At 73.5% G+C, this 22,303-nt stretch carries 17 protein-coding genes, 1 pseudogene and 1 riboswitch; of the genes and pseudogenes, 8 read left to right on the forward strand and 10 right to left on the reverse strand.

All coding sequences use genetic code 11. The features are described from left to right. Window positions 1-44: 44 nt before the first annotated feature. The 7 genes and pseudogenes from ACF06X_RS13930 to ACF06X_RS13960 form a co-directional block, all read left to right on the forward strand. Window positions 45-2,090, forward strand: a complete 2,046-nt coding sequence (locus ACF06X_RS13930) for a bifunctional aldolase/short-chain dehydrogenase (RefSeq protein ID WP_392287476.1) — start codon at window positions 45-47, stop codon at window positions 2,088-2,090. Continuing rightward, window positions 2,087-3,544, forward strand: a complete 1,458-nt coding sequence (locus ACF06X_RS13935; protein WP_392287477.1) for a rhamnulokinase family protein — start codon at window positions 2,087-2,089, stop codon at window positions 3,542-3,544. The genes ACF06X_RS13930 and ACF06X_RS13935 overlap by 4 nt, the downstream gene beginning before the upstream one ends. An 80-nt stretch (window positions 3,545-3,624) precedes the next feature. Then, window positions 3,625-4,425: a (Fe-S)-binding protein gene (locus tag ACF06X_RS13940; protein ID WP_392287478.1), complete on the forward strand. Its 801-nt coding sequence runs from the start codon at window positions 3,625-3,627 to the stop codon at window positions 4,423-4,425. Window positions 4,426-4,556: 131 nt separating this feature from the next. After that, window positions 4,557-6,014 (forward strand): LutB/LldF family L-lactate oxidation iron-sulfur protein, encoded by a 1,458-nt coding sequence (locus ACF06X_RS13945; RefSeq protein ID WP_392287705.1) that lies wholly within the window; start codon window positions 4,557-4,559, stop codon window positions 6,012-6,014. Continuing rightward, window positions 6,011-6,652: a lactate utilization protein C gene (locus ACF06X_RS13950; RefSeq protein WP_392287479.1), complete on the forward strand. Its 642-nt coding sequence runs from the start codon at window positions 6,011-6,013 to the stop codon at window positions 6,650-6,652. Before ACF06X_RS13945 ends, ACF06X_RS13950 begins: the two co-directional genes overlap by 4 nt. A gap of 76 nt (window positions 6,653-6,728) precedes the next feature. Next, window positions 6,729-7,844 carry a CapA family protein gene (locus ACF06X_RS13955; protein ID WP_392287480.1) on the forward strand — a complete coding sequence of 372 codons (1,116 nt, stop codon included), beginning with the start codon at window positions 6,729-6,731 and terminating at the stop codon, window positions 7,842-7,844. A gap of 61 nt (window positions 7,845-7,905) precedes the next feature. Further along, a pseudogene (locus ACF06X_RS13960) lies at window positions 7,906-8,538 on the forward strand (phosphoribosyltransferase); the annotation flags it as partial. A gap of 105 nt (window positions 8,539-8,643) precedes the next feature. Here ACF06X_RS13960 and ACF06X_RS13965 read toward each other — a convergent pair. The 8 genes from ACF06X_RS13965 to ACF06X_RS14000 form a co-directional block, all read right to left on the reverse strand. Continuing rightward, the gene (locus tag ACF06X_RS13965; protein WP_392287481.1) at window positions 8,644-9,519 is read right to left on the reverse strand and encodes a transglycosylase SLT domain-containing protein; all 876 of its coding nucleotides are present in this window, start codon (window positions 9,517-9,519) and stop codon (window positions 8,644-8,646) included. 5 nt (window positions 9,520-9,524) lie between these two features. After that, window positions 9,525-9,711, reverse strand: a riboswitch (cyclic di-AMP (ydaO/yuaA leader). Window positions 9,712-9,961: 250 nt separating this feature from the next. Then, the gene (locus tag ACF06X_RS13970; protein WP_392287482.1) at window positions 9,962-10,717 is read right to left on the reverse strand and encodes a GntR family transcriptional regulator; all 756 of its coding nucleotides are present in this window, start codon (window positions 10,715-10,717) and stop codon (window positions 9,962-9,964) included. Between the two features lie 123 nt (window positions 10,718-10,840). Further along, window positions 10,841-11,842, reverse strand: coding sequence for a proline racemase family protein (locus tag ACF06X_RS13975; protein WP_392287483.1), 1,002 nt, complete (start codon window positions 11,840-11,842; stop codon window positions 10,841-10,843). Between the two features lie 13 nt (window positions 11,843-11,855). Beyond that, complete coding sequence (locus ACF06X_RS13980; RefSeq protein WP_392287484.1) at window positions 11,856-12,809, reverse strand: dihydrodipicolinate synthase family protein; 954 nt, start codon at window positions 12,807-12,809, stop codon at window positions 11,856-11,858. 40 nt (window positions 12,810-12,849) lie between these two features. After that, a complete protein-coding gene (locus ACF06X_RS13985; RefSeq protein WP_392287485.1) occupies window positions 12,850-14,409 on the reverse strand; it encodes an FAD-dependent oxidoreductase in 1,560 nt (519 codons plus the stop codon). Next, the gene (locus ACF06X_RS13990) at window positions 14,387-14,737 is read right to left on the reverse strand and encodes a (2Fe-2S)-binding protein (RefSeq protein ID WP_392287486.1); all 351 of its coding nucleotides are present in this window, start codon (window positions 14,735-14,737) and stop codon (window positions 14,387-14,389) included. Before ACF06X_RS13990 ends, ACF06X_RS13985 begins: the two co-directional genes overlap by 23 nt. 129 nt (window positions 14,738-14,866) lie before the next feature. Next, entirely contained in the window at window positions 14,867-16,042 is a 1,176-nt protein-coding gene (locus ACF06X_RS13995; protein WP_392287487.1) for an NAD(P)/FAD-dependent oxidoreductase, read from the reverse strand. A 153-nt stretch (window positions 16,043-16,195) separates the two neighbouring features. Next, window positions 16,196-17,566: an aminopeptidase P family protein gene (locus tag ACF06X_RS14000; protein ID WP_392287488.1), complete on the reverse strand. Its 1,371-nt coding sequence runs from the start codon at window positions 17,564-17,566 to the stop codon at window positions 16,196-16,198. Window positions 17,567-17,840: 274 nt separating this feature from the next. On the opposite strand from ACF06X_RS14000, the gene ACF06X_RS14005 reads away from it, so the two are divergent. Next, complete coding sequence (locus tag ACF06X_RS14005; protein WP_392287489.1) at window positions 17,841-20,195, forward strand: collagenase; 2,355 nt, start codon at window positions 17,841-17,843, stop codon at window positions 20,193-20,195. 78 nt (window positions 20,196-20,273) lie between these two features. Here ACF06X_RS14005 and ACF06X_RS14010 read toward each other — a convergent pair whose 3' ends face one another. Both ACF06X_RS14010 and ACF06X_RS14015 read right to left on the reverse strand, forming a co-directional pair. Continuing rightward, a complete protein-coding gene (locus tag ACF06X_RS14010) occupies window positions 20,274-20,453 on the reverse strand; it encodes a DUF6381 family protein (protein WP_392287490.1) in 180 nt (59 codons plus the stop codon). A gap of 283 nt (window positions 20,454-20,736) precedes the next feature. Then, window positions 20,737-22,230, reverse strand: coding sequence for an FAD-dependent oxidoreductase (locus ACF06X_RS14015; RefSeq protein ID WP_392287491.1), 1,494 nt, complete (start codon window positions 22,228-22,230; stop codon window positions 20,737-20,739). Window positions 22,231-22,303 lie beyond the last annotated feature (73 nt).

Below are 22,303 nucleotides of genomic sequence, written 5' to 3' on the forward strand. Positions count from 1 at the left end.
CCTCCCGCGCCGCCCCCGCCACGACCACCCCCGAAGGACTTCCCATGCCCTCCGCCCTTCCTCCCGAAGCGGCCGCCCTGCTCGCCCGCTCCCACCGGCTCGGCGCCGACCCGCGTACCACCAACTACGCGGGCGGCAACACGTCCGCGAAGGGCACCGGGCCCGACCCCGTGACCGGCCGCGACGTCGAGCTGATGTGGGTCAAGGGGTCCGGCGGCGACCTCGGGACCCTCGGCGCCGACGGGCTCGCCGTCCTGCGCCTGGACCGGCTGCGCGCCCTGAAGGACGTCTACCCCGGCGTCGAGCGCGAGGACGAGATGGTCGCCGCGTTCGACCACTGCCTGCACGGCAAGGGGGGCGCCGCCCCCTCCATCGACACCGCCATGCACGGCCTCGTCGACGCCCCGCACGTCGACCACCTCCACCCCGACTCCGGTATCGCGCTCGCCTGCGCCGCCGACGGCGAGAAACTGACCGCCGAGTGCTTCGGCGACACCGTCGTCTGGGTCCCGTGGCGCCGTCCCGGTTTCCAGCTCGGCCTGGACATCGCCGCCGTCAAGGCAGCCCACCCCCAGGCGGTCGGCTGCGTCCTCGGCGGCCACGGCATCACCGCCTGGGGTGCCACCTCCGAGGAGTGCGAGGCCAACTCCCTCCACATCGTCCGCACCGCCGAGACCTTCCTCGCCGAGCGGGGACGGCCCGAACCGTTCGGTCCGGTCGTCGACGGGTACGGGCCGCTGCCCGAGGCCGAGCGCCGCGCGCGGGCCGCCGCGCTCGCCCCGCACATCAGGGCGCTCGCCTCCCGGGACCGCCCCCAGGTCGGCCACTTCGACGACTCCGCACCCGTCCTCGACTTCCTCGCCCGCGCCGAGCACCCGCGCCTCGCGGCCCTCGGCACCTCCTGCCCCGACCACTTCCTCCGTACGAAGGTCAGACCACTCGTCCTCGACCTGCCGCCCGCCGCCCCCCTCGACGACGCCCTCGCACGGCTGCGGGAGCTCCACGCCGTCTACCGCGAGGAGTACGCCGCCTACTACGCGCGGCACGCCGGGCCTGACACGCCCGCCATGCGCGGTGCCGACCCGGCGATCGTCCTGGTCCCCGGCGTCGGCATGTTCTCCTTCGGCAAGGACAAGCAGACGGCCCGGGTGGCCGGCGAGTTCTACGTCAACGCCGTCCACGTGATGCGGGGCGCCGAGGCCGTCTCCACGTACGCGCCGATCGACGAGGCGGAGAAGTTCCGTATCGAGTACTGGGAGCTGGAGGAGGCCAAGCTCCGGCGCATGCCCCCGCCCAAGCCGCTCGCGACCCGGATCGCGCTGGTCACGGGGGCGGGCAGCGGGATCGGCCGGGCGATCGCCCACCGGCTGGCCGCCGAGGGCGCCTGCGTCGTCGTCGCCGACCTCGACGGGGAGAAGGCCGCCGCCGTGGCGGAGGAACTCGGCGGCCCTGACCGGGCCGTCGCGGTCACCGTCGACGTCACCGACGAGGAGCGGGTCACCGCCGCCCTCGACGCGACGGTCCTCGCCTTCGGCGGCGTCGACCTCGTCGTCAACAACGCGGGCATCTCCCTGTCCAAGCCGCTCCTGGAGACCACCGCACGCGACTGGGACGTCCAGCACGCCGTCATGGCCCGGGGCTCCTTCCTCGTCTCCCGCGAGGCGGCCCGGATCATGATCGACCAGGGCCTGGGCGGCGACATCGTCTACATCGCCTCCAAGAACGCCGTCTTCGCCGGCCCGAACAACATCGCCTACTCCGCCACCAAGGCCGACCAGGCCCACCAGGTGCGCCTGCTCGCCGCCGAGCTCGGCGCCCACGGCATCCGCGTCAACGGTGTCAACCCCGACGGCGTCGTGCGCGGCTCGGGCATCTTCGCCGGCGGCTGGGGAGCCCAGCGCGCCGCGACGTACGGCATCGAGGAGGAGAAGCTCGGCGAGTTCTACGCCCAGCGCACCCTCCTCAAACGCGAGGTCCTTCCCGAGCACGTCGCGAACGCGGTCTTCGCCCTCACCGGCGGCGACCTCACCCACACCACCGGCCTCCACATCCCCGTCGACGCCGGCGTCGCCGCGGCCTTCCTGCGATGAGCGAACGAGCCAAGGCGTTCGCCGCCGTCGACCTGGGCGCCTCCAGCGGGCGCGTCATGGTCGGCCGCGTCGGCCCCGGCACGCTGGAACTCACCCAGGCCCACCGCTTCCCCAACCGCCCCGTCCTTCTCCCCGAAGGCCTGCGCTGGGACGCCCTCGCCCTCTACACGGGCGTCCTGGACGGACTGCGCGCCGCAGGCGCCGCGGGCCTGGTCGCATCCGTCGGCATCGACGGCTGGGCCGTCGACCACGGCCTCCTCGACCCCGACGGAAACCTGCTCGGCAACCCCGTCCACTACCGGGACGACCGCACCCGCGGCATCGCCGAGAAGGTGGCGGCGACCATCCCCGCCCAGGAGCTCTACGCCACCACCGGACTGCAGGACGCCCCCTTCAACACCCTGTACCAGCTCGTCGCCGCCCAGGGCACGGCCCCACTCGCCGCCGCGCGGCGCCTGTTGCTGATCCCCGACCTCATGGCGTACTGGCTGACCGGCGAACAGGGCACCGAACTCACCAACGCCTCCACCACCCAGCTCATCGACCCGCGCACCCGGGACTGGGCGTACCCCCTCGCCGACCGCCTCGGCGTCGACCTCTCGCTCTTCCCGGCGCTGCGCCGGCCCGGCGACCCGGCCGGGTTTCTCACGCCCGCCGTCCTTGAGGCGACCGGCCTGACCGGCCCCGTCCCGGTCACCACCGTCGCCTCGCACGACACGGCGTCCGCCGTGGCCGCCGTCCCCGCGACCGACGGAGAACGGTTCGCGTACATCTGCACCGGCACCTGGTCCCTGGCCGGCCTCGAACTCGACACGCCGGTCCTCACCGAGGAGAGCCGCGCCGCGAACTTCACCAACGAACTAGGCATCGACGGCACCGTCCGCTACCTGCGCAACATCATGGGCCTCTGGCTGCTCCAGGAGTGCCTGCGTGACTGGGGCGACCCCGACCTGACCGCGCTGCTGCGCGAAGCGGCCTCGATCCCCGGACCGGGAGCGGTCGTCGACTCCACCCACCCCGCGTTCCTCGCGCCGGGCCGGATGCCCGAGCGGATCGCGGAAGCCTGCCGCACCACCGGGCAGCGGCCGCCGCCGACCCGCGCCGGCGTCACCCGCTGCGTCCTCGACTCGCTCGCCCTCGCGCACCGCCGCGCCATCGAGGACGCCCAGCGGCTCGCCGACCACCCGGTCGACGTCGTCCACCTCGTCGGTGGCGGCGCCCGCAACGAGCTGCTGTGTCAACTCACCGCCGACGCCTGCGGGTTGCCGGTCGTCGCCGGCCCCGCGGAGGCGTCGGCGTTCGGCAACGTCCTCGTACAGGCCCGCGCCCACGGCCTCGTCGGCGACCGCCCCGCGATGCGGCGACTGCTCTCCCGCACCCAGCCGCTCCCGCGCTACGAGCCGCGCGGCGACCGGGCGCCCTGGGACGTAGCCGCCGCACGGCTCGCCGTGTGATGATCGACCGGCGCCGGGCGGACGGGGACCACGCGCCCCGGCACACCGGCGCGCCGACCGACCGATACGAAGGAGCCGCTGTGCGTGTCGCTCTCTTCCTCACCTGTGTCAACGACACGCTCTTCCCCGACACCGGACGCGCCGTGGTCAGGCTGCTGCACCGGCTCGGCGTCGACGTCGACTTCCCCATGGGCCAGACGTGTTGCGGCCAGCCGCAGTACAACACCGGCTACCGGCACCAGGCCGAACCGCTCGCCCGCCGTTTCGCGGACGTCTTCGGGGAGTACGACGCGATCGTGACGCCCTCCGGTTCGTGCGGGTCGATGGTGCGCGAGCTGTACCCCCGCATGGGCGCCCGGGCGCGGGCGGAGGGCCGCGGGGACTCGCTCGCCCGGGCCGTCGCCCCCGTCGTGCCGAAGACCTTCGAACTGACCGAGTTCCTCGTCGACGTCCTGGGCGTCACGGACGTCGGCGCGTACTACCCCCACACGGTCACCTACCACCCCACCTGCCACGGTCTGCGCGGCCTCCGCCTGGCGGACCGGCCGCTCCAACTCCTCCAGGCGGTCAAGGGACTCGAACTGCGCGAGCTGCCCGGCGCCGAGGAGTGCTGCGGCTTCGGCGGCACCTTCGCCGTGAAGAACCCCGACGTGTCGGCGGCGATGGGCGCCGACAAGGTACGCCACGCCGTGTCGACCGGCGCGGATGTGCTGTGCGCCGCCGACAACTCCTGTCTGACCCACATCGGCGGCACGATGAGCCGGCTCAGGGTCGGCATGCGGCCGGTGCACCTCGCCGAGATCCTGGCGAGCACGGAAGCGGAGCCCCTGTCATGGGAGCCCCTGTCATGGCAGACCCAGCCACGGGAGAACCGGTCATGAGCGACGAGAAGCCGCCCCCGGCGACGCACGCCGACACGCCCCGGCCGAGGCCCGTCCACGCCGCCACGCCCTCGCCCCCGCCCGCCGCCGCGCGGCGGCCCACGAAGGCCGAGGGACCGGCCTTCGTCGGCATGCCGGCGTTCCCCCGCGCGGCACGCGACGCCGTGCGCGACACCACGCTCCGGGCGAACCTGCGGCACGCCACCCACACCATCCGCGACAAGCGCGCGGTGGCCGTCGCCGAACTCGACGACTGGGCCGCGCTGCGCGAGGCCGGCCGGCAGATCAAGGACCACACCCTCCGCCACCTGGACCGCTACCTCGAACAGCTGGAGGCTTCGGTGACCGCCGCCGGCGGCACCGTCCACTGGGCCCTCGACGCCGCGGAGGCCAACCGCATCGTCGCGGACCTCGTCAAGGCCACCGGGGAGACCGAAGTCGTCAAGGTCAAGTCGATGGCCACCCAGGAGATCGGCCTCAATGAAGCGTTGGCGGCCGAAGGCATCCACGCCTACGAGACCGACCTCGCCGAACTCATCGTGCAGCTCGGCGAGGACCGCCCCTCGCACATCCTGGTCCCGGCCATCCACCGCAACCGCGACGAGATCCGCGACATCTTCGCCCGCGAGATGGGCGCGTGGGGGAGACCCGCCCCCGAGGACCTCACCGACGAGCCCGCCGCCCTCGCCGAGGCCGCGCGCCTGCACCTGCGGGAGAAGTTCCTGCGCGCGAAGGTCGGCGTCTCCGGCGCCAACTTCATGGTCGCCGAGACCGGCACCCTCGTCGTCCTGGAGTCCGAGGGCAACGGCCGCATGTGCCTGACGCTGCCCGAGACGCTCATCTCGGTCGTCGGCATCGAGAAGATGGTGCCCACCTGGCGCGACCTGGAGGTCTTCCTGCAGACGCTGCCCCGCTCCTCGACGGCCGAGCGCATGAACCCGTACACCTCGATGTGGACCGGCACCACCGACGAGGACGGCCCGCGCTCCTTCCACCTGGTGCTGATCGACAACGGCCGTACCGACACGCTCGCCGACGAGGTCGGCCGCCAGGCCCTGCGCTGCATCCGCTGCTCGGCCTGCCTCAACATCTGCCCGGTGTACGAACGGGCCGGCGGCCACGCCTACGGATCCGTCTACCCCGGCCCGATCGGCGCGATCCTCAGCCCCCAACTCCGGGGCACCGGCAGCGAGATCGACGCCTCCCTCCCGTACGCCTCCTCGCTCTGCGGCGCCTGCTACGACGTCTGCCCGGTGGCCATCGACATCCCCGAGGTGCTCGTCCACCTGCGCGAGCGGGTGGTCGAGGGCGGTCCGGTGACCCGCGGCGGTCAGAAGACGGTGATCAGGCCCGCGCGGGGGCACGCGGCGGAGCGGGCGGCGATGCGCGCGGCCCGCTGGGCCGCCGACCACCCCGGCGTCCTGCGCGCGGGCCAGCGGCTGGCCTCGCGGACCCGGCGGCTGCACCCGCGCACGCTGCCCGGGCCGGGGAAGGCGTGGACCGCGACCAGGGACCTGCCGCCGATGCCCCCCGAACCGTTCCGGGACTGGTGGCAGCGGACGAACGGCGGAAAGGACGGCCGGCGATGAGCAGCAGGGACCTGATCCTCGGCCGGGTGCGCGCCGCCCTCACCGACGTACCCGCCGACGACCCTCCGTACGAGCGGGCCGTCCAGCGCGGCTACCGGCACGCACACGGCGAACGGACCCTCGCCGAAACCGTCGACCTGCTGGCCGAGAACCTCGCCGACTACCGCGCGATCGTGCACCGCACCGACGAGCCGGGACTCCCCGCGCTGCTCGCCCGCCTCCTCGCCGAGCACGGCACGCGCTCCGTGCTGGTCCCGGCGGGCCTGCCGCCCCACTGGCTCGCGGCGAGCGCCGCCGAGCAGCTCCAGGACCGGGCCGAGGACACGCCCCGGCAGCTGGACCGGATCGCCAGTGTGGTCACCGGCTGCGCGGTGGCCGTCGCCGAGACCGGCACGCTCGTCCTCGACGGAGGCCCGGACCAGGGCCGCCGCCGCATCACCCTCGTCCCCGACCACCACATCTGCGTCGTGCGCGTCCCCGAGCAGGTCGTCTCCTCCGTGCCGCAGGCCCTCGGCCGACTCGACCCCACCCGCCCTCTCACCTGGATCTCCGGCCCCTCCGCGACCAGCGACATCGAGCTCGACCGGGTCGAGGGTGTGCACGGCCCGCGCCGGCTGGAGGTGATCCTGGCCGGGTGAACGTCCTGCTCGACACGGTCCAGGGGGACCGGCCCGGTGCGCGTCCCGCCCCGGGCCCGCGTCCTACCCTGGGTGTATGGGCAGTGACCCGGTCCGACTGTTCCTCTGCGGAGACGTGATGCTCGGCCGCGGGGTGGACCAGATCCTCCCCCACCCGGGGGATCCCGCCCTGCGCGAGCGCTATGTGCACGACGCCCGGAGCTATGTGGCCCTCGCGGAGTCGGCCGGCGGCCCGATTCCCCACCGCGTCGACTACGCCTACCCCTGGGGCGTCGCGCTCGGGGCCCTCGCCGAGGCCGCACCCGACGTCCGGATCGTCAATCTGGAGACGGCCGTGACCGTGAACCCCGAGTTCGCACCGGGCAAGGCCGTGCATTACCGGATGCACCCGGACAATCTGCCCAGCCTCGCGGCCGTCCGCCCCGACGTCTGCGTCCTGGCCAACAATCACGTCCTCGACCACGGCCGGCGCGGCCTCGACGACACCCTCACCGCGCTGCACGGCATGGGAACCGGCATGCGCACGGTCGGCGCGGGCCGGGACGCGCGGGAGGCGGAGCGGCCCGCGGTCGTGGACCTGCCCGGCGGCGCCCGCGTCGTCGTCCACGCCCTCGGCATGGCGTCCAGCGGCATCCCGCGCGACTGGGCGGCCACCGCCCGGCGCGGCGGAGTCCACTTCGCCGCCTCGCCGGTCGACACCACGGCCGCCCGCCTCGTCGCCCGCGTACGGGAGACCAAGAAGCCGGGCGACATCGTGGTGGTGTCGGTCCACTGGGGCTCGAACTGGGGGTACGCCCTCTCCCGCGCCGACGTCGACTACGCCCACGCCCTGATCGACAGCGGCGCCGACATCGTGCACGGACACTCCTCGCACCACCCCCGGCCCCTGGAGGTCTACCGGGGCCGGCTCGTCCTGCACGGCTGCGGCGACCTGATCAACGACTACGAGGGCATCACGGGGTACGAGCAGTACCGCGACGACCTGCGCCTGCTCCACCTCCCCACGGTGGCCCCCGACGGCACACTCCAGGAGGTACGCATCATTCCGCTGCACGCCCGGCGCATGAGGCTGGAGCACGCCTCCCGCCGGGACACGCGGTGGCTGCACGACGTTCTCAGCCGGACCAGCCGGCCCTACGGCGCGCACGTGGACCTCGACGAGGACGGCACCCTCGTCGCCTCGCCCACCTAGCGGACGACACCACCCGGGCCCGACGGCGCGCCCCTCGCGGAGCCAAGGAGACGAGCGGGACATGTACTTCACCGATCGCACGGACGCCGGACGGCAGCTCGCCGCCCGCCTGGAACATCTCAAGGACCAGGACGTGGTGGTCCTCGGACTGCCCCGCGGAGGGGTGCCGGTGGCCGAACAGGTCGCCCGCAGCCTCGGCGCGCCCCTGGACATCTGTCTCGTACGCAAGCTGGGCGTGCCCTACCAGCCCGAGCTGGCCATGGGCGCCATCGGCGAGGACGGCGTACGGGTCCTCAACGAGCGGGTCCTGCGGGAGACGGGGGTCTCCGACCGCGATGTCGACGCCGTCGAGGAGCGGGAGCGGGGGGTGCTGCTTGAGCGCGTCCAGCGCTATCGCGGGGCGCGGCGACCGGTCCCGCTCGACGGCCGCACGGCCGTGGTGGTGGACGACGGCCTGGCCACGGGGTCGACGGCGCTCGCCGCCTGCCGGGTGGTCCGCGCCCGGGGGGCCGCGCGGATCGTGCTCGCGGTGCCGGTCGCGCCCCACGGCTGGCCGGCCCGGCTCGGCGGGGAGGTGGACGAGGCCGTCGCCGTGCGGGAGCCGGAGTTCTTCTACGCGATCGGCCAGTTCTACGCGGACTTCTCGCAGACCCCGGACGAGGAGGTCATCGCCTGCCTGGAGCGCGGCCACGCGGCGGACGACAAGGCCGCGCACGACGAGGCCGCGCGCCGAGCCGGCGAGGACCCGCGGAGGTGAACTCCACGGGTCCTCGCCGACGGGTCAGGAGGTGGGGGCGTCCTAGTAGGGCCCGTTGACGTTGTCGATGGAGCCGTACCGGTCCGCGGCGTAGTTGCACGCGGCGGTGATGTTGGCGACCGGGTCGAAGAGGTCCATCGAGGTGCCGGGCACGTGGTAGGCGAGGAAGGTCGGCTCGATGACCTGGAGGAGACCCTTCGAGGGGGTGCCCTTGACGGCGTTGGAGTCCCAGAGGTTGATGGCCTGCGGGTTGCCGGACGACTCGCGCATGATGTTGCGGTGGATGCCCTCGTACGAACCGGGGATGCCGTACCGCGCCATGACGTCCAGCGACTCCCGGATCCAGCCGTCGAGGTCGTTGCTGTAGCTCTTCGCGGCCGCCGGGGCCGCGGCCGGAGCCGGGGCCGCCGGGGCGGTCCGCTCCTGCGAGCGGCTGGCCCGGTCGCCGGCGGTGCCGGTGTCCTTCGCCGGCTTGGCCTTCGGCTTCGGCTTCGCGGCGGGCTTCGGCTTCGCCTGCGGGGCGGTGCCGGTCAGCGGGCGGATCGTCAGTTCGAGACCGGGGTGGATAAGTGACGGGTTGTCACCGACGACACTTCGATTGGTCCGGTACAGAGCCTTCCAGCCGCCCCGCACACGCTGTTCCTGAGCGATCGCCGAAAGCGAGTCGCCGGATACGACCGTGTACGTCTTGCGCACCGATTCCTTTCCGGCGGGAATTGCATTCTTGATCTTTTCCACCGAGTTGACGACGGTCTTCTCGGTGGCGACCGCGGGGGCCGTCGCGGGCGCGGCGTGGGCGGCGGCCGTGGCGACCAGGGGCAGCGCGAGGGCGGCGCCACCCGTGCTCGCCAGGGCGATGCCGCGGCTGAGCGGACGGAGACGGGTCTTGGGGCGCCGGTGCTTACCGTGAGCGGGCATGTTGGGATTCCTCTCCGGCGCCTGCGGGGTGAGCTGTCGGGTTCGGGCTGGAGATGCCCGGCCGCACACGTGCGGCTTCACCCCGAGCCGGTCCGGAAATCCGGACCGGCGAAATACCTGGGTCCCCCGCTCCTGCCGACGGGTGTAATGATCGGGTTTTCGGACGGTGGCAGGATTCGGCGATCCGTCCGAATGGAGGTGACCGTAGGCGAGAAATACCGGCGGAAACAAGACGCGGCGAGTCTCCGTTATTTCCGCCCCTGGTTTCCTCGACTCCGAACTTCCTTGACGCGCAAGGGGGTGCGGTCGGGTGACGACCCGGGATTTCCCTGAGGGTGATTCATGTCACCGGCAGGGAATATCGGTCATCGCCATGCATCAGCCCTGATAGGCGATATCGAAGCAGAAGGAGGGAAAGGGTGCTTCTGTCCGATTCGGGAGTTCATGCCCTGGTTGGGCGTACGTCCTGGCGAGGGCCGCGCGGCCGGCCCACCGTCCCGGCGCTCCCGCGCGGGCCGGCCGGCACCGTACGGGAGTCGTCCCGCGCCCACAGGGACCGTACGTGGCTGAGGTGGCGGACCATGCAGGCCTCGGCGCCCATCGCGTCGCCGGCCAGCATGAGGTCGAGCAGCTCCAGGTGCTCCTCGGCGGAGGGCAGCAGCTCGCCCCGCTCGTCCAGCGCGGTCAGGCCGTAGAGCCGGGAGCGCTTGCGCAGATCGCCGACGGTCTCGACCAGGCGCTCGTTGCCGGAGAGGCCGAGCAGCGTGAGGTGGAAGCGCCGGTCGGATTCGAGGTAGCCGATGAGGTCGTGGGCGCGGGCCGCCGCCACGATGTCCTCGGCGATCGGGCGCAGCGCGCGCAGCTCCGCGCGGTCCGCCGTGAGCGTGACCCGGCCCACCGTCGGCACCTCGATGAGCAGCCGGATGTCCGTGTACTGGTCGAGGTCGCGTTCGTCGACCTCGGTGACCCGGAAACCCTTGTTGCGCACCGGCTCGACCAGGCCCTCGCGGGCGAGGTCGAGCATGGCCTCGCGGACCGGCGTCGCGGAGATCCCGAAGTCCTCGGCCAGACCGGGCGCCGAGTACACCTCCCCGGGCTTCAGCTCGCCGGAGATCAGCGCGGCCCGCAGGGCGTGGGCCACCTGGTCGCGCAGCCGCTCGCGGGTGGTGATGAGGTGACTCTGCTTCAGGTGGCCCATGTGCCGTTCTCCGACTTCCGCTTGTCACGCCGCCCGGCTGTCGCGGGAAGGCGCCGCCGCACCAGCGTACAATTTCACGTTTTCACGGCGGGAGACAGTGTCGGGACGTACGGCGGGAGGCCGTCACAGCAGGAACCCGGCGGGGAACGGGTCGTCAGGGTCCAGGAAGTACTGCGCCGTACCGGTGATCCACGCCCGGCCGGTGATGGCCGGCACCACGGCCGGTACCTCGCCCACCTCGGTCTCGCCGACCAGCCGGCCGGTGAAGCGGGTGCCGATGAACGACTCGTTGACGAAGTCCTGGTGCAGCGGAAGCCGTCCCCGCGCGTGCAGTTGCGCCATCCTGGCCGACGTCCCGGTGCCGCACGGAGAGCGGTCGAACCAGCCGGGGTGGATGGCCATGGCGTGCCGCGAGTGGCGCGCGTCCGAGCCGGGCGCGGTGAGATGGACGTGTTTGACGCCGCCGATCTCCGGCCGGTCCGGGTGCACCGGCCGGTCGTCGGCGTTGATGGCCTCCATGACCGCCAGACCCGCCTTGAGCAGCTCGTCCTTGCGCGCGCGGTCGAACGGAAGCCCGAGCACGTCCAGTTCGACGAAGGCGTAGAAGTTGCCGCCGAAGGCCAGGTCGTAGGGGACCGTGCCGTACCCGGGTACCTTCACCTCCCGGTCCAGTGCGGCGCAGAAGGCGGGAACGTTGGTGAGCGTCACCGCCTTCGCCGCTCCGTCCTCGACCTGTACCTCCACCCGCACGAGACCGGCGGGGGTGTCGAGGCGGACGGTGGTCACCGGCTCGGTCACCGGCACCATCCCGGTCTCCACCAGCACCGTCGCCACCCCGATCGTGCCGTGCCCGCACATCGGCAGCAGCCCGGACACCTCGATGAACAGGACGCCGACGTCCGCGTCCGGCCGGGTCGGCGGCTGGAGGATCGCGCCGCTCATGGAGGCGTGGCCGCGGGGCTCGTACATCAGCAGCGTGCGGATGTGGTCCATGTGCTCGATGACGTGCAGACGGCGTTCGGCCATCGTGGCGCCGGGGATCACCCCCACGCCGCCGGTGACGACACGGGTGGGCATGCCCTCGGTGTGCGAGTCGACGGCGTGGAACACATGACGGGTGCGCACGGTGGGGCTCCTCTCAGTGCCGGCCGTCGGCGACGGCCTTCTCGGTGGCCGCCCGGACCTCGGCCTCGACGGCGCCGGTGAGCGGGGAGCGCGGCGGGCGGCAGGGGCCGCCGCGGCGGCCCGCGATGTCCATGGACAGCTTGATCGACTGGACGAACTCCGTCCTGGAGTCCCAGCGCAGGAGCGGGTGCATCCCGCGGTACAGCGGCAGGGCGCGGTCGAGATCGCCGGAGACCGAGGCCCGGTACAGCTCCGCGCACGAGGCGGGGAAGGCGTTCGGGTAGCCGGCGACCCAGCCGACCGCGCCGGCCACCGCCAGTTCGAGCAGCACGTCGTCGGCGCCGATCAACAGGTCGAGCTCCGGTGCGAGTTCGGCGATCTCGTACGCCCTGCGGACGTCACCGCTGAACTCCTTCACCGCCACGATGTGGCCGGCCGCGTGCAGTTCGGCGAGGAGCGCGGGGGTGAGGTCCACTTTGGTGTCGTGCGGATTGTTGTACGCGACGACCGGCAGGCCGGCGGCGGCCACCTCGGCGTAGTGGGCGCGTACGGCGGACGTGTCGGCGCGGTAGGCGTTCGGCGGCAGGAGGAGGACCGATCCGCAGCCCGCCTCGGCGGCCTGCTCGGCCCACCGGCGCGACTCGGCGCTTCCGTAGGCCGCGACGCCCGCCATGACCCGGGCGCCGTCGCCCGCCGCCTCGACGGCCGTACGGACGACCCGGGCGCGCTCCTCGGCGGTGAGCGTCTGGTACTCGCCGAGCGAGCCGTTGGGCACCACGCCGTCGCAGCCGTTGTCGATCAGCCAACGGACGTGCTCGGCGTAGGCGTCGTGATCGACCGAGAGGTCGTGCTCCCGGAAGGGGAGGGCGGTGGCGACCATGATGCCGCGCCAGGGGCGTTGAGCGGTCCAGTGGGCGGGGGGAGGAGTGGCGGTCACGTCGAGCCCTTCGTGAGTGAGGTGTGACATGGCACTGATGGTTCGTCAGGTACGAAACGCGGTGACGGAGTCAGTCACCGTCCGGGTCCGGTTGGAGCGCGGCCAGGGTGCTCAGGCGGACCGGAACGGCCGGTGAGCGGCGCTCGGGAGAGGCGGGCAGCGGGTTCAGCGGTTCCGCGCCGCGCCGGTCGCGCCCGCCGCCCCCGCCGCCTCCACCGTGTCCGCCGCGCCTCGCGAGGCAGGCGACCGCCGGCCCGCACACCCGCCCCTGACACCAGCCCATGCCCGCGCGGGTCAGCAGCTTCACGGTGCGGGCGTCGCCCGCCCCCAGGCCCTCCACGGCTTCGGCGATCCGGCCCGCGGTGACCTCCTCGCAGCGGCAGACCTCCGTGGCGTCGTCGAGCCACGCCGGCCACCCGTCACCGGGCCGGTGCGCGGCGGCCATCACGTCGGCGAAGGCCCGCAGCCGCGCCCGGGTGCGCAGCAGCGAGCGGGTCCGGGCGGAGGGACGCGCGACCGCCGCGCCGCGCAGCCGGTCCGCGATCGCCGTCCCCGCCAACTCGCCCTCCGCCATGGCGAGCGGGGCGCCACCGACACCGGCCGTCTCACCTGCCGACCACAGGCCGGGGACCGAGGTCCGCTGGGCGGAGTCGAGGACGAGCGCCACCGCGCCGTCCACCGTGCGGCGCGTGGCGCAGCCGAGCGCCGTGGCCAGCTCGATCCGGGGCACGAGGCCGTGCCCCACGGCCACCGCGTCGCAGGGGACCCGCCGCTCGGTGCCGGGCACCGGCCGCCAGTCGTCGTCCAGGCGGGCGACCGTCACCGCCTCCACGCGCTCCGCGCCGTGCGCGCGGACCACGGCGTGGCGCGGATACGGCCGCGTCCCGTGCCCGAGCAGGCGCGTCACGTGCCCGGCCGCCTCCACCAGCTTCCCCGGACCGGCGGCGAGGACGTCCGGCCGCCGGGCGTAGCCCAGATATCCCGACGCCTCCACCAGGGCCGGCACCCGGGCCCCCGCCGTGACCAGCGAGGACGCGACGGCGAGCAACAGGGGCCCGCTGCCCGCGACGACGACCCGCCCGCCGGGCAGCACGAGCCCCGACTTCAGCATCGCCTGGGCGCCACCCGCCCCGATCACCCCGGGCAGGGTCCAGCCGGGGAAGGGCAGCTGACGCTCGGCCGCGCCGGTCGCCAGGAGGACCGCCCGGCCCCGTACGGCGACGGGCCGTTCCCCGTCCCCGTCCGGGCCGGTGACCGCGTGCACCACCCACGACGCGCCGTCCGCGCCCGCCCCCGGCGTGGCGGCCCGCTCGCTCGCCACCGTCCACACGTGGTGGTGCGGCAGATGAGAGCCGCCGCCGGCCTCCCAGCGACGGCGCAGCCCGTCGAACGCCGCCCACCCGTGGTGCAGCGCCTCGGGTACGGCGGCTCCCAGACCGGGGGCGGGGTGGCGGTAGAACTGGCCGCCGAGCTGGGCGTCGCCGTCGAGCAGCGCCACCGAGAGACCGCGTTCGGCCGCGGCCACGGCGCCCGCGAGCCCCGCCGGACCGGCGCCGACGACCACGAGGTCGTACGAGTCCGCCCTGCCGCCCGTGGGGGTGCCGGGGTCAGCGGGGGTCGAGAGCGGCACGGCCGTGTCCCTCCTGCGTGGTGACGACGTCTCCGGGACCGGCCGGGACGAGACAGGCCCGCCGATTGGGGCGGCCGTCGACCGTGACGAGGCAGTCGAAGCACTGACCGATCCCGCAGAACGCCCCGCGTGGCCGGCCGCCCTCGCGGGTGGTGCGCCAGGAGGTGATGCCCGCCGCCCACAGCGCGGCGGCGAGCGACTGCCCCGGCAGCGCGGTGAGGGCTCGCCCGTCGAAGGTGAACTCGACCGGCGGCCCCGGCCGCGCGTCGACGAGCGAGAGCGGTGTACGGGGGCGGGGCTCCGTGGACTTACCCAGGCGACGCGGCATGCTCTCTCCCGGCTGACGGCTGACGGCTGACGGCTGACGTCTGGTGGCTGGTGACTGCTGACTGGTGGGGGACGGTTGGCGCTTCGCGGCGGACGGCCGGCGGCGGACGGTGTACGGGACTTTTCCCGGTCAGGCCGTCCGCCCGAGGGGATCCGGCGGGAACCGCTCCGGCCGGAAGGGCCGGGTGTCGAGGCCCGGCGGGGCCCCGGTCAGGAACCGGGAGATCAACAGCCCGGTGGCCGGGGCCAGTCCGATCCCGGCGCCTTCGTGTCCGCAGGCGTGGAGGAGCCCGGGAACCCGCGGGTCGGGGCCGATCGCGGGCAGATGGTCCGGAAGGTATGGGCGGAAGCCGGCGTAGGCGCGCATCACCCGCACGTCGGCGAGCACCGGGAAGAGCCGCGCGGCCCCTCGCGCGAGCCGGCGCAGCGCCTCGGTCGACGGCGTACGGTCGAAGCCCACCCGCTCCCGGCTGGCGCCGATCAGCACCGGGCCCGCCGGAGTGCCCTCGACCACGGCGGAGGTCTGCAGCGCGGCCGAGTCGCTGGCGACGTCGGCGACGTAGTCCGCCGCGTACACCTTGTGGCGCACCAGTCGCGGCAGCGGTTCGGTGACCAGGACGAAGCCGCGGCGGGGGAGGACCGGCAGCTCCGTGCCCGCGAGCCGGGCGAACGCGCCGCCCCACGTTCCGGCGGCGTTCACGACCCTGGGCGCGTGCAGGCGGACGCCGGTTGCGGTGCGCACACCGCGCACGGCCCCGTCGGGCCCGGTGAGCAGGGCGGTGACCTCCTCGCCGAGGCGGAGGCGGGCGCCGGAGGCGCGCAGCAGGTGCGAGGCGGCGAGCGCCGGCTGCACCTGCGCGTCCTGCGGGTAGTGGAAGGCGCCGGCGAGACCCTCGGCGAGGTGCGGCTCCAGATCGTGGAGCCGGTCGCCGGGGATCTCGCCGGTCTCGACGCCCGCGGCGCCCTGGGCCTTGGCGAACCGGCGCAGGGCGTCGAGGCCTGTCTCGTCCGAGGCGACCACCAGGCCGCCCTTGGGCTCGAACTCGGCCTCCGCCCGCAGTGCGGGGGCCAGTTCGCGCCACAGGCGGTGCGACAGCAGGGCGAGGTCGAGCTCCGGTCCCGGCTCCTTGTCGGAGACCAGGAGGTTGCCCTCGCCGGCCCCGGTCGTCCCGCCCGCGACGGGACCGCGGTCGAGGACGGTGACGGAGAGGCCCGCGCGTGACGCGTAGTAGGCGCAGGCCGCGCCGATCATTCCGGCGCCGACGACGATGACGTCGGGCGCCGCTGTGGGGTGTCTCGTGGGCACGGCGGTAATATTTCACATGCCACTGTGCTTGCCAAGGGTCCCAACAAGCCTCGCCAGAAACGAACTTCGTGCCTCCCGGAGAGCCCCCTGACCTGAACCCCCTGAGCCCCCTGAGCCCGCTGAGCGCCTCTACGCCCCTGAGCCCCCTCCCGGTCACCCGTCCAGCAGGGCGCCCATCCACGCCTCGATCGCCTCCGGAGTACGGGGGAGCGCACCGGACATCAGCCGGGCCCCGTCCTCCATGATCACGAGATCGTCCTCGATCCGCACGCCGATCCCGCGCAGTTCGGCGGGCAGGGTCTCGTCGTCCGGCTGGAAGTACAGCCCCGGCTCGACCGTGAGGACGTGGCCCTCCGCCAGGGCCCCGTCCACATAGGCGTCCGACCGTGCCTGCGCGCAGTCGTGGACGTCGAGGCCGAGCATGTGCCCGCTGCCGCAGAGGGTGTAGCGCCGGTGCAGCTCGCCTTCGGGGGACCGGAGGACGCCCCAGTCGGCGAGCCCCTCGGCGATGACCTTCATGCCCGCCCGGTGGAAGTCCCGGAAGGAGGCGCCGGGTCGCAGGGCCGCGATGCCCGCCTCCTGCGCGGCCAGGACCAGTTCGTACACCTGGCGCTGAACGGGGGAGAAGCGGCCGGAGAGCGGCAGGGTGCGGGTGATGTCGGCGGTGTAGAGCGTGTCGGTCTCCACGCCCGCGTCCAGAAGCAGCAGGTCGTCCCGGTCGAGCCGGCCGTCGTTGCGCGTCCAGTGCAGGACGCAGGCGTGCGCCCCGGAGGCGGCGATGGTCTCGTACCCCGTTCCGTTGCCCTCGGCCCGGGCCCGCAGGTCGAAGACGCCCTCGATCCACCGCTCGCCCCGGGGGTGGGCGAGGGCGCGCGGAACGGCCCGTACCACGTCCTCGAAACCGGCTGTCGTGTGATCCACCGCCGCCTGCAGCTGCGACACCTCCCAGGCGTCCTTGACCAGCCGCAACTCGCTCAGCACGGAGGCGAGTTCGGCGTCGCGCGCCGCGTCCCTCCCCGGTGGGAGCCGCTTGAGGCCGTCGAGGTGGACGCAGCGGATGCCGGTCAGCCGCTCGGCCTCGGCGAGGTCGGGGCGGCGGCCCACCCAGAACTCGCCGTGGCGGCGGTCGCGGTAGAACTCCTCGCCGCCGTCGCGCGGCGAGCGCGGCCGCAGGAAGAGGACGGCCTCGTGTCCCCGCGTCCCGTCCGGCTCCAGGACCAGGACGTGACCGGCCTGGTCCTCGCCGGTCAGGCCGGTGAGCCAGGCGTACGCGCTGTGCGGGCGGAAGCGGTGGTCGCAGTCGTTGGAGCGGACGCGCGGCTCGCCGGCCGGGACGATCAGCCGTTCACCGGGGAAGCGGGCGGACAGCCGGGCGCGCCGGGCCGGGGTGAGGCCGGACCCGGGGACCCGGGCGTCGCGGGGCAGCGGCGAGGGCGCCCAGCCGCCCGCCATGAACGTGGCGAGCTCCGGGGACACCGGCAGGTCGTGGCTGCTGGTGTGGGGGCGTACGGACACCTCGGTCATTGAGGACTCCGGAAGGGGAGAAGGGGGAGGGGAGAAAGAAGAAGGGGCGTGGTGTGAGCGCGGAGGCGAAGCCGCAGGGGCCCGAACCGGCCCTCCGCGTACGGAAACTGATGACGCACAAGGCTTCTCAGTGCAATTTCACATTGCTATGTTACACGGCATGCCTCGGACCAGGGGCAGCCCAACCACCTTGCACGCAAGGGCAGTTCACGCCTCCGGTTCCTCCCATTGGAACCGTCTCGCATCTCACCAACCCCCCATACCAGGAGACTTCGTGTCCCAGCACAGAGCCGTGCGCACGACCCTTCTCGCCGCGGCGCTCGCCGCCACCCTCACCGCACCCCTCGTCTCCACGGCCCAGGCCGCGGCCCCGAGCACCGTGCCCGCCACCTTCGCCCCCCAGAGGACCGGCGCGACCGCCCCCACGCCGCTCGTCGCCAACCCGCGCGACGAGGTCGAGCGCCTCGCCGAGGCACCGGCCGTGAGGACCGGCCCCGCCACCGCGCCCCGCGGCATCACCGCGGGACGCGTCCCCGGACCCCAGAACGCCCCCGTCACCGCCGACCGGGCGCGTACCGCGGCCGCCGCCACCACCCTGGCCGGAGTGGAGTGCACCCTCGACGGCCTCACGAAACTCTCCCCCACCCAGCTCGCCGACTTCCTCGCCGACCCCGCAGTCCAGGCCGACGGTTGCCTGCGCGGACTCATCTGGACCTGGGACGCCCGCCTCGCCCCCGTGATGTCCGACGCCCACGTCCAGGCCGTCGCCCAGCGGATCACCCACCTCGCCGCCGCCCACGACGGCCGCAACACCACCCACCTTCTGGAGATGTTCACCTATCTCCACGCGGTCGCCTACCACGACTTCGGCCGCTCCGAGATCGACATCACCGACGCCCCCACCGTCGCGGCGATACGCGCGGCCACCAGCGCCTACGCCGCCGCCCCGCGCACCTTCGACGTCACCCCGCAGAACGCCCAGACCCTCCGCGAGGCCCTTTACACCGGCAGCGCGCCCGGACTGCGGCAGCACCAACTCGGCCTGATCGTCAAGGTCCTCGCCCGCATGGGCGCCGACCACCCGGCGACCGCCACCGACCCCGGCTGGGCCGGGGCGGCCCTCGCCGCCCTCTCCGTGAACTACCTCGGCGTCTACCCCGGCAACCAGGACACCGCCTTCCACACCGCCGTCGCCCAGGACCCCGCCTACCGCGCCGCCTTCAAGGCCTTCGCCGGCCACACGCATCTCAAGAACACCGCCAACGCCTGGGTCGTCCGCGACGCCCTCGCCGAATACGGCCGGTTCGGCCAGATCGAAGGCCTGCGCCCAGGCGTCGTCGCCGACCTCGGTGCCCTGCTCGCCCCGGTGGAACGGGACTTCGGTACGGGAAGCGCCCCGTGGGCCTCCCTCGTCAACTGGCTCAACCACTACGACGCCTGCGCCCCCTACGGAGTCTGCAAGGCCGACATCGAGGCGCGGATCTTCCCCCACACGTACACCTACGACAACGGGGCGATCAAGGTCCGCACCGGCCTCGACCGCGCCACCGTCGACCAGCTCTACTACGCGAGCAAGCAGGTCAAGGCGCAGTTCCACCGCGTCCTCGGCACCGAGAAGCCGCTCGCCGGCGACCCCAACACCGTCCTCACCGTCGTCCTCTACGCCTCCCGCCAGGACTACGAGACGTACCACCCGATCCTGACCGGCATGGGGACCCAGAACGGCGGCATCTACATCGAGCGCGGCGCGACCTTCTACACGTACCAGCGCCGCGTCCCGCAGGACTCCAGCCTCACCCTCGAAGAGCTCTTCCGCCACGAGTACGTCCACTATCTCAACGGCCGCTACGCCGTCCCCGGCTTCTTCGGCGAAGGCCCCTGGTACGAGAACGACCGCACCACCGCCATGGACGAGGGCACGGCGGAGTTCTTCGACGGCGCCACCCGCGACGACGGGATCGCCGTACGCAAGTCCCTGGTGCAGAGCGTCATCCGGGACACCGCGTCCGGCGGACCGCGCATGACCGTCGACCAGATCCTCCACGCCACCTACGACGGCGACGGCTTCCGCTTCTACGCGTACGCCGGAACGTTCTTCGAGTACCTCTGGACCGAACGCCCGGCCCTGCTGCGCACCATGTACGACCACCTCCGGGCGGGGGACGTCCGCGGCTACGACACCTGGCGCGACACGATCGGCAGGGACGCCGGGACCCAGCGCGCCTACGACGCCTTCCTCGACCGGCAGATCGCCCGAGTGGACGACCTCTTCGTGCCCGCCACCACCCACCAGCCGACCGCGACCCTGCGGCACGCCACCCCGGCGCAGATACGCGCCGCCTTCGCCACGGCGACGAGCAACACCCCCACCTGCACCGGCAGCACGGGCACCGATCTGCCCCGCTTCGTCTGCACCGGCAGGATCACCGCCAACCTCGCCGACGCCACCGACCCCGACCAGGTCTTCAAGGACATGTCCGAGACCGTCGACTACTTCGTCCTCGACCGCAGCCTGACCGGCGGGAACAACTTCAACGACATGAACTGCTCCTTCGGCCCGGTCCAGATCTGGTCCGGGGCCCGCGCCGGAACGTCCACGTTCACCTGCGAGGGTCCGCTGCGCCGCTGAACAGCACGACGCCGGCCTCCCCGGACGAAACGGGGAGGCCGGCCGTACCTGAGCTGAGCGAGACGAGACGTCGAGCGGTCAGATACCGCCGCCGGTCATACCGCCCTGCTGCTCGATCTGGTCCCGCAGCTTGCGTGCCTTCTCCTGCAGGCGCTGACGCTCCTGCGGATCCGAGGCGCGCTCGGCCTGCTCCTGCAGCTGCTGCGCCTTCTCGCGCATCTGCTGGGCCCGGCCGCGGGTTTCATCGGACATGCTCATGGTCACTCCTTGTCATTGGGGGAGGGTGAGACCTCCTTCAGAGAACCAGTGCGGCCGCGGCTTCGCATCTCGAATCGTCACGCTCTGTGGTCGAGGCGTGTGCGGGGGCGGCGACGCCGCTAGTCCGGAGGCTCCGGAACGGGCTCGGACGGGCCACTGGGGCCGGGCTCCGACCCCGGCTCGGGAGCAGGGGCGGGACGCGGATCGCGCGGTACTGGATCGGGTGTGGTCGGTACGGGGCCGGGGCCCTCGGGCTCCGGCCGGGTGGGCGTGGACGCGTCGGTCATTCGGTGCGCCTCCGTTCCGTGTCGAGGGCCGGACGTCCTTCGCCCGCCCCCGTTCGGTGCGGCTCTCCCGCCGCCCGTTCCTCCAGGGGGCGCGTGGCCGGTCCCTGCAGGACGCTGCCGTCGGCCGCGAAACGCGAGCCGTGGCAGGGGCACTCCCAGGTGTTCTCGGCGTCGTTGAAGCCGAGTTCGCACCCCATGTGCGTGCACCGCGGCGCGTGCCGGGCGAGCACGTGCCGGGCCACCTGGGCCTGCGACCTGACCACCTCGGGGATGTCCCGCAGCGGCAGATGGCGGCGCGGATCGAAGAGTTCGGTCCAGTCGGGCCGCGGCGCGCCGGTCACGTGCGCGGCGAGCAGACGGCCCGCCATCACTCCGTTGCTCATGCCCCAGCCGCCGAAACCCGTGGCCACGAAGACGTGTTGGGTGTCGGGATGCTCATGGCCGACGTACGGAAGGCGGTCGGCGGACATCACGTCCTGCGCCGACCACCGGAAGACGGTCCCCGCCTCGCCGAACCCCGGGAACCACCGGCCGGCCCACGCGGTGAGCCGTTCGAGCCGCTCCCGGGCGTGACCCGCGCCCGGTTCGAAGGCCTCGCCGGTGACGATCAGCAGCCGGTGGCCGTCGTCGTACGGGGCGGTGCGCACCGAGCGTGTGCGGTCCTCCGGCGTGAGGTACATGCCCTCGGGCGCGGCGGCGGTGGCCACCGGGGCGGCGACCACCAGTTCACGGCGCACGCTCAGCCTCGTCAGGAGCGAGGCGTGGGTGGTGAGCGGGAAGTTCGTGGCGATGACGACGTCCTCGGCCCGTACCGTCGCGCCGCCCTCGGTCCGCAGCCGGCAGTGTGCGTGCTCGCGCAGCGAGGTGACGCGGGTGTGTTCGTGGATCCGGCCGCCGCGCGCGACGAGATCGTCGGCGAGGGCGAGGAGGAACTTGCGCGGGTGGAAGAGCAGTTGCTCCTCCACACGCACGGCGGCGGCCACCGGGAAGGGCAGGTCCGTCCGGGTCACGAGAGTGGCGTCGAGCCCCGCCTCCCGTGCGGCCGCGTACTCGGCGCGGATCTCCTCCGCCCGCCGTTCGTCGACGACGTAGGTGAAAGCCGGGGCCCGCTCCAGCTCGGCGTCGACGCCGGTCTCGGCGCACAGCTCGACCACCCGGTCCAGCGCCTCCTGCTGGGCGCGGGCGTACCGGGCGGCGGCGAGGGGACCCTGAGCGTCACGGAGCTCGGCGTAGAGCAGGCCGTGCAGCGAGGTGAGCTTCCCCGTGGTGTGCCCGCTGACCCCGCGGGCGACGCGGTCCGCCTCGAGCACGACGACCTCACGCCCGGCCCGTACCAGCTCGTGCGCGGCGCACAGACCCGCGATGCCTCCGCCGATGACGACGACGTCGGCGGTGAGGTCGCCGTCGAGAGGGGCGTGGTCGGGGGACGGGGTGCCCCGCATCCAGTACGAACCGCCACTGATCGCGGCCGGGACCGCGTCCGTCGGCATGGCGCGCTCCTTCCGGCGGGCTGCTGCCTCGCGCCTGCCCGAGCGCCCCGGGACTATGCGCGCGGATCCCCGC

Origin of the sequence: Streptomyces sp. NPDC015346, assembly GCF_043078785.1 — a bacterium.
Taxonomy (GTDB): domain Bacteria; phylum Actinomycetota; class Actinomycetes; order Streptomycetales; family Streptomycetaceae; genus Streptomyces.